Origin of the sequence: Thiohalobacter sp. COW1, from assembly GCF_016629505.1 — a bacterium.
GTDB classification, from domain to species: Bacteria; Pseudomonadota; Gammaproteobacteria; order Thiohalobacterales; family Thiohalobacteraceae; genus Thiohalobacter; species Thiohalobacter thiocyanaticus_A.
Genome location: NZ_AP024239.1, coordinates 986,942 through 1,002,651 on the forward strand (window position 1 = coordinate 986,942; position 15,710 = coordinate 1,002,651).

Annotated in this window: 14 protein-coding genes; 9 read left to right on the plus strand and 5 right to left on the minus strand. The window is 66.1% G+C overall.

Annotation, left to right across the window (positions count from 1 at the left end):
- Positions 1–70 precede the first annotated feature (70 nt).
- Together COW1_RS04605 and COW1_RS04610 are read right to left on the minus strand one after the other, a co-directional pair.
- On the minus strand, positions 71–3,169 hold the full coding sequence (locus COW1_RS04605; RefSeq protein ID WP_201345575.1) for an efflux RND transporter permease subunit: 3,099 nt from the start codon (positions 3,167–3,169) through the stop codon (positions 71–73).
- Positions 3,166–4,263, minus strand: a complete 1,098-nt coding sequence (locus tag COW1_RS04610; protein WP_201345576.1) for an efflux RND transporter periplasmic adaptor subunit — start codon at positions 4,261–4,263, stop codon at positions 3,166–3,168. Before COW1_RS04610 ends, COW1_RS04605 begins: the two co-directional genes overlap by 4 nt.
- 144 nt (positions 4,264–4,407) lie before the next feature.
- On the opposite strand from COW1_RS04610, the gene COW1_RS04615 reads away from it, so the two are divergent.
- Together COW1_RS04615 and COW1_RS04620 are read left to right on the plus strand one after the other, a co-directional pair.
- Positions 4,408–5,040 (plus strand): TetR/AcrR family transcriptional regulator, encoded by a 633-nt coding sequence (locus COW1_RS04615; protein WP_096366252.1) that lies wholly within the window; start codon positions 4,408–4,410, stop codon positions 5,038–5,040.
- 115 nt (positions 5,041–5,155) lie between these two features.
- Positions 5,156–7,120: an SLC13 family permease gene (locus COW1_RS04620; protein ID WP_096367554.1), complete on the plus strand. Its 1,965-nt coding sequence runs from the start codon at positions 5,156–5,158 to the stop codon at positions 7,118–7,120.
- 127 nt (positions 7,121–7,247) lie between these two features.
- Here the strand turns inward: COW1_RS04620 and COW1_RS04625 are convergent, their stop codons facing one another.
- The 3 genes from COW1_RS04625 to COW1_RS04635 are packed head-to-tail and all read right to left on the minus strand — an operon-like array spanning position 7,248 to position 8,763.
- Positions 7,248–7,547, minus strand: a complete 300-nt coding sequence (locus COW1_RS04625) for a tetratricopeptide repeat protein (RefSeq protein WP_096366251.1) — start codon at positions 7,545–7,547, stop codon at positions 7,248–7,250.
- Between the two features lie 11 nt (positions 7,548–7,558).
- Positions 7,559–8,002, minus strand: a complete 444-nt coding sequence (locus COW1_RS04630; RefSeq protein WP_096366250.1) for a nuclear transport factor 2 family protein — start codon at positions 8,000–8,002, stop codon at positions 7,559–7,561.
- Positions 8,003–8,004: 2 nt separating this feature from the next.
- The gene (locus tag COW1_RS04635) at positions 8,005–8,763 is read right to left on the minus strand and encodes an SDR family oxidoreductase (RefSeq protein WP_096366249.1); all 759 of its coding nucleotides are present in this window, start codon (positions 8,761–8,763) and stop codon (positions 8,005–8,007) included.
- Positions 8,764–8,846: 83 nt separating this feature from the next.
- Between COW1_RS04635 and COW1_RS04640 the strand changes: the two genes are divergently transcribed.
- The 7 genes from COW1_RS04640 to COW1_RS04670 all read left to right on the plus strand — a co-directional run bounded on the left by COW1_RS04640 (position 8,847) and on the right by COW1_RS04670 (position 15,623).
- Positions 8,847–9,752 (plus strand): MerR family transcriptional regulator, encoded by a 906-nt coding sequence (locus tag COW1_RS04640; RefSeq protein WP_096366248.1) that lies wholly within the window; start codon positions 8,847–8,849, stop codon positions 9,750–9,752.
- A 172-nt stretch (positions 9,753–9,924) separates the two neighbouring features.
- Positions 9,925–11,217 (plus strand): NAD(P)/FAD-dependent oxidoreductase, encoded by a 1,293-nt coding sequence (locus tag COW1_RS04645; protein ID WP_201345577.1) that lies wholly within the window; start codon positions 9,925–9,927, stop codon positions 11,215–11,217.
- Position 11,218: 1 nt separating this feature from the next.
- The gene (locus tag COW1_RS04650; protein ID WP_201345578.1) at positions 11,219–11,989 is read left to right on the plus strand and encodes a DUF1365 domain-containing protein; all 771 of its coding nucleotides are present in this window, start codon (positions 11,219–11,221) and stop codon (positions 11,987–11,989) included.
- Positions 11,986–13,212, plus strand: a complete 1,227-nt coding sequence (locus tag COW1_RS04655; protein WP_201345579.1) for a cyclopropane-fatty-acyl-phospholipid synthase family protein — start codon at positions 11,986–11,988, stop codon at positions 13,210–13,212. Before COW1_RS04650 ends, COW1_RS04655 begins: the two co-directional genes overlap by 4 nt.
- The gene (locus COW1_RS04660; RefSeq protein ID WP_242466494.1) at positions 13,203–14,579 is read left to right on the plus strand and encodes an MFS transporter; all 1,377 of its coding nucleotides are present in this window, start codon (positions 13,203–13,205) and stop codon (positions 14,577–14,579) included. Before COW1_RS04655 ends, COW1_RS04660 begins: the two co-directional genes overlap by 10 nt.
- Positions 14,518–15,072, plus strand: coding sequence for a DUF3833 domain-containing protein (locus COW1_RS04665; RefSeq protein WP_201345580.1), 555 nt, complete (start codon positions 14,518–14,520; stop codon positions 15,070–15,072). The genes COW1_RS04660 and COW1_RS04665 overlap by 62 nt, the downstream gene beginning before the upstream one ends.
- Complete coding sequence (locus tag COW1_RS04670) at positions 15,069–15,623, plus strand: chalcone isomerase family protein (RefSeq protein ID WP_157745542.1); 555 nt, start codon at positions 15,069–15,071, stop codon at positions 15,621–15,623. The genes COW1_RS04665 and COW1_RS04670 overlap by 4 nt, the downstream gene beginning before the upstream one ends.
- Positions 15,624–15,710 lie beyond the last annotated feature (87 nt).

Sequence of the window (15,710 nt, forward strand, 5' to 3'; positions counted from 1 at the left end):
TGGAGGCGCCTGCGCCGCAACCCATCAATTTCAACCGCACTGCGATGGGTTGCGCGTCGCTCCACCCATCCTACGATTCCTGCGGCTGCTCATCCGGCAACGTCTCGGCGGCCTCCTTTTTCGCCGCGGCCTGGTGGTCGCGCGCCAGCAGCAGGTAGACCGCCGGCACCACGTACAGGGTGAACAGGGTGCCGATGCCCAGGCCGGTGGCGATCACCAGGCCGATGTGCAGGCGGCTGACCGCACCGGGACCGGTGGCGAACAGCAGCGGCAGCATGGCCATGACCATGGCCAGGGTGGTCATGATGATGGGCCGCAGGCGGATGGCGGCGGCCTGCTCCACCGCCGCGCGCCGCGACAGCTTGTCGCGGATCTGCAGCTGGTTGGCAAATTCCACGATCAGGATGCCGTTCTTGGCGATCAGGCCGATCAGGGTAATCAGACCCACCTGGGTGTAGATGTTCACCGTCGCCCCGCCCACACCCAGGGTCATGAAGATCAGGGCGCCGGCAATGGACATGGGCACCGACACCAGGATGATCACCGGATCACGCCAGCTCTCGAACTGGGCGGCCAACACCAGGTAGATCACCAGGATGGACATGAAGAAGGTCAGGATCAGCGCGCTGCCCTGCTGGGTGAACTGGCGCGACATGCCGGTGTAGTCCCAGCCGAAGTTGCGCGGGAATTCCTCGGCGGCGATGGTCTCGAGACGGTTCAGCGCATCGCCCAGGGTCACGCCGCCGGCCATCACGCCCTGCACGGTCACGGCATTGAGCTGCTGGTGCTGGGTGCGCTGACTGGGCTCGACCTGCTCGCTCAGGCTGGCAAAGGAGGCCAGCGGCACCATGTCGCCGGAGGCCGTGGGTATGTAGTACTGCTTTAGGTCCTCCGGCTCGAGGCGGAACTCGCGCGCCACCTGGGGGATGACCTTGTAGCTGCGCCCCTCCAGATTGAAGCGATTGACATAGCCGCCGCCGAGCATGGAGCCGAGATTGGCGGCGATGTCCTGCATGCGGATGCCCAGGTCCGCCGCCCGGTCGCGGTCGATGACCAGGTTGACGCGTGGCCGGCTGAACTCCACCGTCTTCTGCAGGAAGATGAAATCGCCCGATTGCATGGCCCGGCCGATCAGCGTATCGGCCACCTGGTCCAGCTGCTCGTAGCCGGCATCGGTGGTGATGACGAACTGCACCGGCAGGCCGCCGCCCGAGCCGGGCAGGCTGGGCCGCGGGAAGACCGCGGTCTGGAACCCGGCGATGCCCGCCAGCTTGCCCTGCACCTCCGGCTGGACCTGCATCTGCGAGCGCTCGCGCCGGGTCGGGGGTTCCATCTTGAAGCCGCCGAACACGGTGCTGGCGTCGCGCCCGAAGCCGAGGATCAGGAAGCTCTCGTGATACTCCGGAACGGACTCGAAGGCCTCCAGGATCTGGCGGGTGTAGATCTCGTTGTACTCCAGCGTGGCGGTCTGGGGGGCACGGGCCTGGAAGAACAGGATGCTCTGGTCCTCGGTGGGCGCCAGTTCGTTGGGCGTGGTGACGAACATGAAATAGATGCTCGCCAGGATCACGCCGGCGAAGGTCAGCACCACCGGCAGATAACTCAGGGCACCGTGCAGGCTGCGCTGGTAGCTGTCGGCCAGCCAGTTAAAGAAGCGCTCCACGCGCTGTTCGAAGCGCCCGGACTGGCCGTGGGGCTTGAGCACACGCGAGGAGACCATGGGCGAGAGCGTCAACGCGACCACGCCGGAAATGAGCACCGCCCCGGCCAGGGCGAAGGCGAACTCGGTGAACAGGGTGCCCACCAGTCCGCCCATGAAGCCGATCGGTGCGTACACCGCCACCAGGGTGGTGGTCATGGCGATGATGGGCAGGGCCAGCTCGCGCGCCCCCTTGAGTGCGGCTTCGATCCGACCCGACCCCTCCTCGATGTGGCGGTGCACGTTCTCCACCACGATGATGGCATCGTCGACCACCAGGCCGATGGCCAGCACCAGCGCCAGCAGGGTCAGCAGGTTCACCGAAAAGCCCAGCATCAGCATGATGATGCCGGCGCCGATCAGCGACAGTGGCACGGCGATGGCCGGGACGATGGCCGCCCGGATCGAGCCCAGGGTCAGGTAGATGACCACCAGTACGATCAGCACCGCCTCGCCGATGGTCTTGAACACCTCGTTGATGGAATCCTCGATGAAGACACTGGCATCGTAGGGGATGTGGGCCTGCAGGCCCTCGGGCATCTGACTGCGGATCTCCGGCATGACATCACGCACCAGGCGGGCCACATCCAGCGGGTTGGCCCCGGGCGCCTGTTCGATGCCGATGAAGATGGCCGGCTTGCCCTTGTACCAGTTGGTCGAATCGTAGTCCTCGGCACCCAGTTCGGGGACGGCGATGTCGCCCAGCCGCACCAGGCTGCCGTCCTCGGAACGCACCACCAGATCGCGGAAGTCCTGCGCCCGGCTGATGTCGGTGTTGGCGCCCAGATCGATGGCCACATAGGCGCCCTTGGACTGACCGACCGCCGCCAGGTAGTTGTTCTCGCGCAGCACCTCGGCGACCGTCCGGGCCGAAACCCCGAGCGCGGCCATGCGCTGCGGATCCAGCCAGATGCGCATGGCGAATATCTTGTTGCCGAGCAGTTCCGCCTTGGCCACGCCCGGCAGCGCCTGCAGCTTGGGCTGCACAACCCGCAGCAGATAGTCGGTGATCTGCGAGGGTGACATCTCTTCGCTGTAGTAGGCCATGTACATCAGCGCGGTGGTGTCGCCGGTGGTGGAATCGATCACCGGGTCCTCGGCCTCGGCCGGGAGCACATTGCGCTGGCTGGCCACCTTGGCCTGGATCTCGGCCACAGCGGCGTTGGCGTCGTAGTTCAGCTCCATGTGGGCCTCGATCACCGAACTCCCCTGGGTACTGCGGGCGAACAGATAGTCAATGCCGTTGGCCTCGGCAATGGCCTGCTGCAGCGGGGTGGTGATGAAGCCCTTGACCAGTTCGGAACTCGCGCCGGGATAGGTGGTGGTCACGGTGACCACGGTGTTCTCGGTCTCGGGATACTGGCGTACCTCGAGCAGCCCGAGTGAGCGCAGGCCGATGACCAGGATCAGCAGGCTGACCACGCTGGCCAGCACCGGACGATGGACGAAGATATCGGTGAAGCGCTTCATTTACCGAACTCACCGGTCATTTCGGCCGAATTGTCGATGGTCACGGCCTGGCCGTTGCGCAGTTTGACCTGGCCGGCGCTGACCACCCGGTCACCGGCTTCCAGACCGCGGGTGATGCTGATGCGGCCGTCGCGCACCTCGCCGGTCTGCACCTGGCGGGTCTGGACGGTCAGGCTGCCGTCCTCCTGTTCCTGGATCAGAAACACGCTGCTGCCGTAGGGGTTGTAGACCACGGCCTGGCGCGGCAGGGTCAGCACCTCCTCGATCTCGGGCAGCCAGACCTCAACCTCGGCGAACATGCCGGGACGCAGGCGCTGATCGGGATTGGGCAGGGTGGCGCGCACCCGGATCTGGCGCGAACCCTGATCGATGCGCGACTCGAGCGCGCTGAGTGTGCCCTCGAAGGTCGCATCGGGATAGGCCTGCACCGCGAGGGTCACGGTCTGACCGGGTTCGAGATCGTCCAGGTAGCGTTCCGGCAGACTGAAATCGGCGTAGACCGGATCCAGCGCCTGCAGACTCACCACCGGATCTCCGGGGGTGAGGTACTGGCCCGGGTCGATCCGGCGGATACCCAGGCGGCCGGCAAAGGGCGCGCGCAGGGTCATCTTGTCCAGCCGCGCCCGCTGGGCGGCAACCGCGGCGGTGGCCTCGTCCAGGCTGGCGCGGGCCGCGTCCAGGTCGGACTGGGAGACGCTGTTCTCGCGCCGCAGTCGCTGGTTGCGCTCGAACTGCAGTTGCGCCAGTTTGCGCTGTGCCACCAGCCCCTCGAGCACAGCGCGGTCCACGCTGGCATCGAGTTGCAGCAGGACCTGGTCGGCCACGGCCGCCTGGCCCGAATCGAACCCCAGCGACTCCACCACGCCGGCAAGCTCCAGGGTCAGGTCGATGCCCTGGGATGCCGTCAGGCTGCCCACGGCCTGCAACTTCGGCTGCCAGCGCTGACGCTCGACCTCGGCGGCGGCCACGGTCGCCGGCGGCGGCGGCTGGGTCGCCTGCTCGATCATTTTCTGCATCTGCAGGTATTTCCAGCCGAAGATGCCGCCGAACAGGACGGCCAGCAACAGCAGGACGATGATCAGTCGCTTGATCACGGCATCACCTCATTTCCATTACAGGGCGCGGCGGCCGGGGCGGCCACGCATGAACGCGTATTCTGGACGACTTGGACTGGACGGTCCAGTCCAAATCTGTAAAAATTCCTGCCAACTTCATTGCCCACTCGATTGTGTCTCCCGATGTCCCGTACCCCTGCCCTCCAGTGCTCTCCACCGGCCGCCACCGAAAAGCAGCTGGCCATCATCCAGGCGGCCACGCAGATATTCCTGGAACAGGGCTACGACCAGGCCAGCATGGAACGCATCGCCCGCGCGGCAGGGGTATCGAAGCAGACCATCTACAACCAGTTCGGCAACAAGGAGGCCCTGTTCCGGGCCATCATCACCCAGCGCTGCAGTGAACTGCTGGACACACTGCTGTCCTCCTCACCCGACGAGGACGGCATCGAGCGGATCCTGACCCGATTCGCCACCCTCCTGCTCGACAGCCTGCTGGAACCCTCGGCCCTGGCCCTGCACCGGCTGATCGTGGCCGAGAGCCGGCGCCTGCCGCGGGTCGGCCGGCTCTATTACGAATCCGGCCCCGAACGCGGCAACCGGCGGCTGGCCGAATACCTGCAGACCCTGTGCGAGCGCGGAATGCTCGACATCGAGGACCCTGACCTGGCCGCCCAGCAGTTCACCGGCGCCCTGCTCGGCTCGCTGCGCACCCGCGCCCTGGTCCTTGAGGAAGCGATCCCGCAGGCCGAGATCGATCGGGTGGTGCGGCACACGGTGCAGTGCTTTCTGGCCCTGCACCGGCCCTGCCGCTGATCCCGAACAGGCGCCACATCTGTCATTCCACGTTCCGGCTGGTAGAATTACGCACCTTTGCGCAGGCTCCACCCCGGTCGCCGGCGCCTAACCAGCCCAATCCCAAGGTGTGAACGTGAGTGAAAGCCTCAGTCTGAACAAGAAACAGATCATCGCCGCTGTCCTGTTCCTGGCGGCGGGTGTCTATATCGCCGGCGCGGTGCCCTCGGTGGAAATCGCCTGGGTCTGCGCCTTCCTGCTGCTGACCATCTTTCTGTTCGCCTTCGAAGTGGTCGGTGTGGACGTGGCCGCCGTCTGCGTCATGGTACTGCTGGGTCTGAGTTCACTGTTCGCCCCCCTGATGGGTCTGGAGCAGGGCCTGGTCGACCCGAATAAGCTGTTCACCGGCTTTGCCAGTAATGCGGTCATCTCCATCATCGCGGTCATGATCATCGGGGCAGGCCTGGACCGCACCGGCATCATGACCCAGGTGGCCGGCTTCATCCTGCGCGTCGGCGGTTCCACCGAGGCCCGCGTGATCCCGCTGATCTCGGGCACGGTCGGGATCATTTCCAGCTTCATGCAGAATGTGGGCGCGGCCGCTCTGTTCCTGCCGGTGGTCTCACGCATCTCGGCCCGCACCGGCCTGCCCATGTCGCGTCTGCTCATGCCCATGGGCTTCTGCGCCATCCTCGGCGGCACCATGACCATGGTCGGCTCCAGTCCGGTGATCCTGCTCAACGACCTGCTGCTCACCTCCAACAAGGGCCTGCCGCCGGACCAGCAGATGGAGACCTTCGGGCTGTTCGCCATCACCCCCATCGGCATCGCCCTGGTCACCACCGGCGTGCTCTATTTCATCCTGGCCGGACGCTTCGTGCTGCCCTCGGACAGCGCTGCCGGCGAGGAAGGTCGCAGTCGCGGCGAGGACACCAAGCGCTATTTCCAGGAAGTCTACGGCGTGGGCTACGACATCGTGGAGGCAGAGGTGCCCGCCAACTGCCCGCTGGTGGGACACGACCTGGACCAGATGGAACACGACTACCGGGTAAGGGTGATCGCCCTCGACAAGGGCGACGGCATTCGCGTCGGCGCCGCCGGCGTGGACCGCAGCCTGGGCATCGAACCCGGCACCCGGTTGGCCCTGCTCGGCACGCGCGAGGCGCTGGACAGTTTTGCCGGCAAGCATCAACTGCGGGTGCGGGCGGATCTGGACCGTTTCAGCGAGGTGCTGGTGCCGACCAAGGCGGGTATCGCCGAGATCGTCATTCCGCCCGGCTCCAAACTGATCGGTCAATCTGCCCGGGAGCTGTGGCTGCGCAAGACCTACGGCCTGTCACTGCTGGCCATCCACCGCGGCGGCAAGACCCTGAGCCGCGAAGGCGAAGGCGTACGCGACATTGCGTTTGAGTCCGGCGACACCCTGGTGGTACACACCACCTGGGCGGATCTGGCGCGACTGGAGCGGGATCGCAACTTCGTTATCGTCACCACCGAGTATCCGCACGAGGAGGAACGTCCGCACAAGGTGCCGCACGCCCTGCTGTTCTTTGCCATCACGCTGGGACTGGTCCTGTTCACCGACCTGCGGCTGTCGGTGGCGCTGTTGACCGGGGCCATGGGTATGGTGCTCTCCGGCGTGCTGTCGATCGACGAGGCCTACCGCGCGGTGAGCTGGAAGACGGTGTTCCTGCTCGCTTCGCTGATCCCGCTGGGGCTGGCAGTGGAGACCAGCGGCACCGCCCGCTACATCGCCGAGGAGGTGGTGGCCCGGGTCGGCGAGGCCGCGCCCTGGATCATCCAGGCCGCCATCGCCGTGCTGGCGACCTTCTTCACCCTGGTGATGTCCAACGTCGGCGCCACCGTGCTGCTGGTGCCGCTGGCGGTCAATATCGCCGTCCAGGTCGGCGCCGATCCGGCCATCTACGCCCTGACCGTGGCCATCGCCACCTCCAACTCCTTCCTCATCCCCACCCACCAGGTCAATGCCCTGATCATGGGGCCGGGCGGCTACCGGGTGCCGGACTTCATGCGCGCCGGCGGCATCATGACGGTGCTGTTCCTGGTGGTGTCGCTGACCATGCTGAATGTGGTCTTCTGACAGATGTGATATCAACGCAGAGGGCGCAGAGACACAGAGGCGCAAAGGACTATAAATCATAAAACCTCTGCGACTTTGCGTTCTCCGCGCTTGAGTCGCACCATCTGCACATACCCGCCAAACCGGCTCAGAATTCGATCCGCCGAATGTAATCGGGCGTGTCGCACAGGCGCCGGGCCTGCTGGAAATCCGTCTCCGACATGTCGCGCGCGACGATGTTGCGCAGGATGTTCGCCTCGGCATCACCCTGAGCGCAGGCCTGGCTGAGCCAGAAGTAGGACTTGGCTTCGTTGATCGCCACGCCCCGACCCTCGGCGTAGCTCAGGCCCAGCGCATACTGGGCATCCACATCGCCCGTCCTCGCCCGCTCGAACAGGCGGCGGGCGTCGTCGGGATCGTTGCGCAGCAGTGACATGCGTTCCAGCATCGTGATGCCTCTCAGGTGGTTGCGCTCAACCGGCGCTGCAGCAGGGCCAGCAGCCCACGCAGCACGGGTATGTGGCGATAGATGGCAGCCGGATCCCAGTAATCGTGATGGGCCGCCACGCGTCCGGCAGCGTCGAAACGGACGCGGGACATGCCCTCGACCTCGAGCGGCCGTCCGCCGGCCAGGCGGCGGGCGGAAAAGCGGAACCGCCACAGGATACAGGCCCAGTCGTCCCGGCAGGCCCAATGCAGGACCTCGAAGCGGGGGTTATCCAGCTGTGCGAACATGTGCCGGTAGATCGCGCGGATCGCCGGTGTGCCACGCACGTCGTTGAAGGGATCCCGGAAGTGGGCGTCCGGGGCGTAGAACTCGTCCACACGCTCCAGATCGGCCGGGGCAAGCTCCGCATAGAACTCAGCCAGGGCAGCAGTCAGGTGCTCGATGTCCTGTGCCATGTCTACACCAGCCTGCGCGTCAGCGCGAAGAACAGACGATACGGCAGCATCCGCAGCAGGCCCAGCATCAAGGCCAGACGCCGCGGAAACCGGATCTCGAAGCCCGGGTCGTCGAGATGTTCAAGGATGGCTGCCGCGGCGGTGGCCGGTTCCAGCAGCTGTGGCATGGTGAATTCGTTCTTTTCAGTCAGACGCGTTCTGACGAAACCGTGATTGATGACGCCGAGATGGATTCCCGCCCGGGCCAGTTCCGGGTGCAGCGATTCGGCCAGATTGATCAGGGCCGCCTTGGTCGGGCCGTAGGCCGCGGCATGCGGCAGTCCCGCATAGCCCGACAGGCTGGCATTGATCAGGATGCGGCCACCGCCGCTGGCGCGCATCATCGGTACCACGGCGGCCAGGCAGTTGACCGCGCCGAGGTAATTGATACGGGTGATGCGCTCGAACACGGCAGGGTCGAGCTGATCCATGCCGGCGGGTTCGTAGTCGCCCACATTGTAGATGACCAGGTCGGGTACGCCGACCTGGTGCGCGATGTCCTGCGCGGCCGCAGCGACGGCATCAGCCTCGACCACGTCCACCGGCAGCACCCGGACATCCCCGCCCCGCTCCGACAGCGTGTCCCGCACCGCCTCCAGGCGCTCGCGCCGCCGCGCCGAGATCACCAGCCGCTCGCAGCGGGCCAGCAGCCCCGGCGCCAGTTCCGCCCCAATGCCGGAACTGGCGCCCAGCAGCCAGATTGTCGAACAGGTGTTGGCCATGCCGGTCGCTCCTTGGCACTGCGCAAAACTGGTGTATAATTATCGTACAAGTATTGTACAAGTCAACCGGCACGGGACACGGCATGGAAACCCAAGCGCACTACTACCCAATCCGCAATGTGGCCGAGATCACCGGCGTCAACCCCGTCACCCTGCGCGCCTGGGAGCGCCGTTACGGCCTGTTGCAACCGCACCGTACCGACAGCGGACATCGCCTCTACAGCGACGATGACATCCGTCTCATCCAGCAGGTGACGACACTGCTGAACGAGGGTCAGTCCATCAGCCAGGTGGTACGCAGCCTCAAACAGGGCGCTCCCGAAGCGGCCGGCATACGCGAGGACAACGCCGACATCTGGGAGACGCACCGCGCCCGGATGCTTGAGGCGATCGGCCGCTTTGACGAACGCACCCTGGAACAGGCGTACCAGGAAATCCTCGGCCTCTACCCCATCGATACCGTCAATACCCTGCTCATCCGCCCACTGTTGCAGCATCTGGGCAACTGCTGGAAGCAATCGGATACCGGCATTGCCCAGGAACATTTCTTCACCGCCTACCTGCGCAAGAAGCTAGGCGCCCGGCTGCATCACAGCAACCTGCAGAGCCATGGTCCGCGACTGATCCTGTGCAGTCCCTCGGGTGAGCACCATGAGCTGGGTATGCTGCTGTTCGCGGTCACCGCGGTCAGTCACGGCCTGCGGCTGGTCATGCTGGGACCGGACATGCCGCTGTCGGAACTGACCGCGGTGGCCGACGCGACCGCAGCAGAAGGCGTGATCCTGTCCATGTCCACACGCCCGTCGAAGAAGGTCGTCGAGCAGGAACTCCCGGCCCTGATCGGGGCATTGGACATTCCCCTGTTCATCGGCGGTCAGTATGCGGTCACCCATGCCCGTGAACTGGCCGCTGCCGGCGCGGTGCCGGTCGGCACCGATGCCCTGCCGGCACTGCGCAGCATCCGCGCCGGGCTCCACTCCGGCACCTGAGCGTCTCCGCCAGGAAAATCACCACATAAACAACAAGCAGAAGGCTGAATACCGATTGTGTTGAAAACGTGACATTTCCCCGCCCCTGAATCCGTTGCATCCCGGCAATATCTGTACAATACTTGTACAAAGACTTCGTATTCAGTCAAATATTTGTACAGGTGCAAGTGCAATGAAGGATCGGATTGCGGTGATCGGCGCCGGTGTGGCGGGTCTGAGCACAGCCTGGCTGCTGCGGGAGCGCTACGATGTCACCCTGGTGGAGCGCAATGCCTACATCGGTGGCCACACCCATACCGTGGAGGTGGACAGCAAGGCGGGCAGCGTGCCCGTGGACACCGGTTTCATTGTCTACAATGAGCCGAACTACCCCCTCCTGACCCGGCTGTTCGACTGGCTGGGGGTGGACACCCAGCCCACGGACATGTCCTTCTCGGCGTCCATCGACGCCGGCAGCATCGAATACGCCGGCAGCAGTCTGCAGACGCTGTTCGCCCGCCCCGGCAGCCTGACCGATCCGCGCCATCTGCGCATGCTGCGCGAGATCCTCGACTTCAACCGCCGGGCCACCCGCCAGCTGCAGCAGCCCTCGTCCCTGACCCTGGGCGGTTTCCTGGAGCGGCACGGCTACAGCCGAGAACTGCGTGACCACTATCTGCTGCCGATGGCGGCGGCGATCTGGTCCTGCCCGGTGGAGGCCATGCTGGCCTATCCCATGCACAGCTTCGGTCGTTTCTTCGCCAATCACGGCCTGCTCAGCCTGCGCAACCGGCCGCAGTGGCGCACGGTGAGCGGCGGCAGTTATCTCTACGTCAAGGCCATGCTGCGGGATCTCGGGCAACGGGCCGTGCGGGACTGCCCGGTGGAACAGATCCGGCGCGGCGATGACGGGCGCTGGTCCCTGCACACCGCCGACGGCGAACTCGGCAACTTCGATCAGGTCGTGCTGGCCTGTCACGCCGACGAGGCCTGGGCCATGCTCTCCCCCGGGTTGCGCGCCGCGCGTGCGCCGCTGGCCGGCTTCCGCTATCAGGAGAACCAGGCGGTGCTGCACAGCGACAGTCGCCTGATGCCGCGGCTGCGCCGGGTCTGGTCGGCCTGGAACTACCGCTCCGAAGTTGACACCTCCGGCAGCCGCGCAGTCTGCGTGACCTACTGGATGAACCGGCTGCAGCGACTCGACAACCCGCAGCCGTATTTCGTCACCCTCAACCCGCTGCAGGAGCCGGCGCCGGAAACCGTGCATGCCCGCATGGTCTATCACCATCCGGTATATGACAGCGAGGCCCTGCGCCGGCAGCCGCAACTGCAATCGCTGCAGGGCCGTGACGGCCTGTGGCTGTGCGGCTCCTACTTCGGCTACGGCTTTCATGAGGACGCCCTGCGCTCGGCGGTGGAGGTCGCCGACCGGCTGGATGTGCAGCCGCCCTGGGTGACCGGGCTCGATCGTCGAGGCGCGGCCTGACATGGCGACCGCGGCGGGGTGCATCTATGCGGGCGAGGTCATGCACCGACGTTGTTTTCCCGCGGCCTACCGGTTCCGCTACCGGGTGTTCAGTCTCTACATCGACATCGATCGCATCGACGCGGCGGCCGCGCACTGTTGGCTGTTCTCGCACAATCGCTTCAATCTGTTCAGTTTCCACGACCGCGATCACGGTCCGCGCGATGGCAGCAGCCTGCGCGCCTGGGCCGAACGCCTGCTGGACGCTGCCGGTCTGCCGTCTGCCGGCACCCGCATCCACCTGCTGTGCTTCCCCCGGCTGCTGGGCTATGGCTTCAATCCGCTCAGCCTGTGGTATGTCGAAGCCGCCGACGGCGGACTGATCGCCATCCTGTGCGAGGTGCACAACACCTTCGGCGAGTCCCATACCTACATCCTGCATGCACAGGGAGCGCAGCTCGCCTGGCCGGTCACGGGCGAGCACGACAAGCGGTTTCATGTCTCGCCCTTCATCGACATGCAGGCGCGCTACCACTTCCGGCTGTCGCGCCCGGACGCGCGTCTGCAGTACGTCATCCGGGAATATCAGCAGGGCCGGCTGCTGCTGGCCGCGGTGCAGACCGGCCGACGCCGCCCGCTCAGCGACCGCACCTGGCTGGCACTCGCCCTGCGCATGCCGCTGATGACCTTCAAGATCATGGCCATGATCCACTGGCAGGCCCTGAAGCTGTGGCTGCGACGGGTGCCCTTCCATCCCAAACCCTCACCGCCCCGCAAGGAGTTCAGTTCATGACCACAGAAAAGGTGCTGCGTCTCGAACCGCAGCTGCAACAGCTTCCCGTCGCATTGCGGCTGCTGCTGCCCCTGCTGCGCGCCATCCGCATCGGTTCCCTGCGTCTGGAACTGGCCGACGGCCGCCGGTTCGATTTCATCGGTGAGCAGGAAGGACCGGCTGGCGTGATGCGACTGCAGCATCCCGCGCGTTTCAGCCTGCGGCTGATCGCCAATGCCGGCATGGGCCTGGCACAGGCCTATCTGCGCGGCGACTGGTCCAGCACCCGGCTGGCGGACACCCTGCAGGTCCTGGCGCTCAATGAACGCCACATGCGCGCGGCCTTCCCGGGGCGCCAGGCGCTGGCGGGGCTGGACCGGCTGCAGCACCGGCTGCGCGCCAACACCCGGCGCGGCAGCCGCCGCAACATCCGCCGGCACTACGACCTGGGCAACGACTTCTACCGGCTCTGGCTCGACCCCGGCATGACCTACTCCGGTGCCCGCTTCGCCCGGCCCGACGAGGCGCTGGAGGCGGCCCAGACGCGCAAGTACGCCGAGTTGCTGGACTCGCTGCACGCCGCACCCGGCGATCACATCCTCGAGATCGGCTGTGGCTGGGGCGGCTTTGCCGAGTACGCCGCCCGCCGCGGCCACCGCGTCACCGGCATCACCCTGTCGCCGGCCCAGTATGAGTATGCCCGCGCGCGCATCGCGGCCGCCGGTCTGGACACGCGCGTCGAACTGCGGCTGCAGGACTACCGGGATGTACGCGGCCGCTTCGATCATGTGGTTTCGATCGAGATGTTCGAGGCCGTCGGCACCGAGTACTGGCCGGATTTCTTCACTTCAGTGTTCAACTGCCTGCGCCCCGGCGGCCGTGCGGCCCTGCAGGTCATCACCATCGACCCGGCCGTCTTCGCGCGCTATGCGCGGCGCGCCGACTTCATCCAGAAATACATCTTCCCCGGCGGCATGCTGCCCTCGGTACCGGTGTTCGCCGCCCACGCCGCCCGCGCCGGGTTCCAGATCAGCCGCTGCGAGTTCCGGGGCGAGGACTATGCCCGCACCCTGCGCCACTGGGACCACCGCTTCATGCTCAACCGCAACCGGGTCCGGGAACAGGGCTTCGACGATCGGTTCGTCCGCCTCTGGCACTACTACCTGGCCTATTGCGAGGCCGGCTTCATGACCGGACGCATCGATCTGATGCAGACCACCCTGATCCGGCCGCCGTGCCCCTGACCCTGCCACACTGGCAGCGCACCCTGCTGGCCTACGGCGTGACTGGGCTGCCGCTGGCCGCGCTCGGGCTGCCGCTGTACGTGTTCCTGCCCGCATTCTACGCCGGCCTGCCGGAGGTGGGACTGGCGGCGGCGGGCATTGCCATCCTGCTGGCGCGCTCGCTGGATGTGTTCACCGATCCATTGATCGGCTACTGGTGCGACCGCAGTTCCCAGGGTTCGCGCCTGCTGCGGCCGCTGATGCTGGCCGGCACCCTGCTGCTGCTGTTCGGCATCAGCCGTCTGTTCATGCCGCCGGCCGATGTCGGCGGCGCCTACCTGTTCCTGTGGAGCCTGGTCAGTTACACCGGCTGGACCCTGATCACCGTGCCCTACCTGGCCTGGGGGGCCGAGCTGACCCAGGCCTATCATGCGCGCACCAGCGTGACCGTCGCGCGCGAGGCCTTCACCATCCTCGGCACGATGCTGATGATCGCCCTGCCCCTGCTGACCGGACACACGGATCAGCTGGCCCGGTTGATGCAGAACGCGGCCTGGCTGCTGTACCTCCTGCTGCCGACGGCGGTGCTGGTCACGCTGGCGGGCACACCGGCACCGGGACCGCGACGGGCCACCGCGCCCGGTTATCTGCGGGCACTGATGGAGGATCCCCTGCTGCGGCGGCTGTCGCTGGCCTTCTTCAGCAACAGCATGGCCAACGCCATCCCCGCCTCGCTGATCATTCTGTATGTGGAAACGGTGCTGCAGGCCGGGGCTTCGCTGCCGCTGTTTCTCGGCGCCTACTTCTTCAGCGGCCTGGTCGCCCTGCCCCTGTGGCAGGCGCTGGCGCGCCGCCTGGGCAAGGCCCGCACCTGGGCCCTGTCCATGCTGCTGGCCAGTCTCGCCTTCCTCGGCGTGCTCGTGCTGGGGCCGGGGGACGTCGCCGCCTTCACCCTCATCTGCCTGCTCACCGGCGCCAGCCTGGGCATCGACATGGCGCTGCCGGCCTCGATCCAGGCCGATGTCGCCGAACAGCAGCGGCTGGTGTCCGGTCAGCACCGCACCGGCACCCTCTTCGGTCTGTGGAGCCTGCTCACCAAGCTGGCGCTGGCGGTGGCCGTGGGCATCGCCTTCCCCCTGCTGTCGCTGTCCGGATTCGAATCGGGACAGCCCACGACAACGGTGCAGGCGCTGTGGCTGACGCTGCTCTATGCCCTGTTGCCGGTGATCATCAAGCTCTACGCCACCTGGCTGGTGTGGCGGCTGCCGTTGACCGAGACCAATTTGCTCACCCTGCGCGACAGCGCCCGTTCCCGGGAGGAGACCGATGACAAGATTGCCCGTACTGATTCTGATCGCCTGCAGCCTGCTGCTGAGCGCCGGCTGTAGTCACATGCAGGCGCAGGACTACCAGGGTCAGCAGCCGCCGCTGGTGCTGGAGGAATACTTCCGGGGCGAACTGCAGGCCTGGGGCATGTTCCAGAACCGGCGCGGTGAAGTGAAGCGCCGCTTCCGCGTCGACATCGACGGCCGTATGGAAGGCGACGAACTGGTGCTGCAGGAGGACTTCGTCTATGCCGACGGCGAGCGCCAGCAACGCATCTGGCGCATTCACCGGCTGGATGAACACCATTACGAGGGCCGGGCCGACGACGTGGTCGGGGTCGCCCGCGGGGCCCAGTACGGCAATGCGCTGAACTGGGAATACAAACTGCGGCTGGAAGTGGGCGGGAAACACTATGTCGTGCACTTCGACGACTGGATGTTCCTGCAGGACGAGCGGGTGATGATCAACCGGGCCACCATGCGCAAATGGGGTATCCGGCTGGGCGAGGTCACCCTGGTGTTCGTGAAGACCGATCCCGGGACGACCGCACCATGAAAACTGTCGCCATGTTATATCTGTGTCGTCTCCGGACCTGGCTGGCCGGTCTGCTGCTGGCCCTGGCGACACCGGCGCAGGCGGAGGCGCCATTGCCGGTCGCGGTCGAGGTCGGGGAGGATCGCCTGTCACTGATCCGGCAGGATACCATCCGTTATGCCGGCCTGTTCCGGGTCTACAGTCTCGGTGTCTACGCCCCCGCGCCACAGCCGCTGCCGCAGCTGCTGGCCGCCGATGCCAGCACCTGCATCGAGGCCCGCTACCATCGCGACCTGGAGCGGGAAATCCTGATCGAGGCGGCACACCATATCCTGGAACGGCAGCACCCGACGCCTCGACTGCAGGCGTTCAGTGACGGACTGGCGCGGTTGCACGCGGCCTATGTCGATATCCGGGCCGGCGACCGCTACCGTCTGTGCCGCCTCCGGGACAGCGGCCTGACACTCGACCACAACGGCCGGCAGGTGCTGTTCCAGCCCGACCCGGAACTGGCCCGACTGTATCTGGGCATCTGGTTGGGGCCGGGCGGGATTCTGGACGACAATGGCTGATATCCAGCCGGGGGGCAGCGGTCACTGCTGAAACTGATGCTATAAACGCAGAGGGCGCAGAGGCGCTGAGACGCTGAGCATTATGAA

What these genes read in the sequence shown, in the direction of transcription:
- COW1_RS04605 (WP_201345575.1), bottom strand. Translation starts at nt 3,169, where the DNA reads ATGAAGCGCTTCACCGATATCTTCGTCCATCGTCCGGTGCTGGCCAGC.
- COW1_RS04615 (WP_096366252.1), top strand. Translation starts at nt 4,408, where the DNA reads ATGTCCCGTACCCCTGCCCTCCAGTGCTCTCCACCGGCCGCCACCGAA.
- COW1_RS04625 (WP_096366251.1), bottom strand. Translation starts at nt 7,547, where the DNA reads ATGCTGGAACGCATGTCACTGCTGCGCAACGATCCCGACGACGCCCGC.
- COW1_RS04630 (WP_096366250.1), bottom strand. Translation starts at nt 8,002, where the DNA reads ATGGCACAGGACATCGAGCACCTGACTGCTGCCCTGGCTGAGTTCTAT.
- COW1_RS04635 (WP_096366249.1), bottom strand. Translation starts at nt 8,763, where the DNA reads ATGGCCAACACCTGTTCGACAATCTGGCTGCTGGGCGCCAGTTCCGGC.
- COW1_RS04640 (WP_096366248.1), top strand. Translation starts at nt 8,847, where the DNA reads ATGGAAACCCAAGCGCACTACTACCCAATCCGCAATGTGGCCGAGATC.
- COW1_RS04645 (WP_201345577.1), top strand. Translation starts at nt 9,925, where the DNA reads ATGAAGGATCGGATTGCGGTGATCGGCGCCGGTGTGGCGGGTCTGAGC.
- COW1_RS04650 (WP_201345578.1), top strand. Translation starts at nt 11,219, where the DNA reads ATGGCGACCGCGGCGGGGTGCATCTATGCGGGCGAGGTCATGCACCGA.
- COW1_RS04655 (WP_201345579.1), top strand. Translation starts at nt 11,986, where the DNA reads ATGACCACAGAAAAGGTGCTGCGTCTCGAACCGCAGCTGCAACAGCTT.
- COW1_RS04665 (WP_201345580.1), top strand. Translation starts at nt 14,518, where the DNA reads ATGACAAGATTGCCCGTACTGATTCTGATCGCCTGCAGCCTGCTGCTG.
- COW1_RS04670 (WP_157745542.1), top strand. Translation starts at nt 15,069, where the DNA reads ATGAAAACTGTCGCCATGTTATATCTGTGTCGTCTCCGGACCTGGCTG.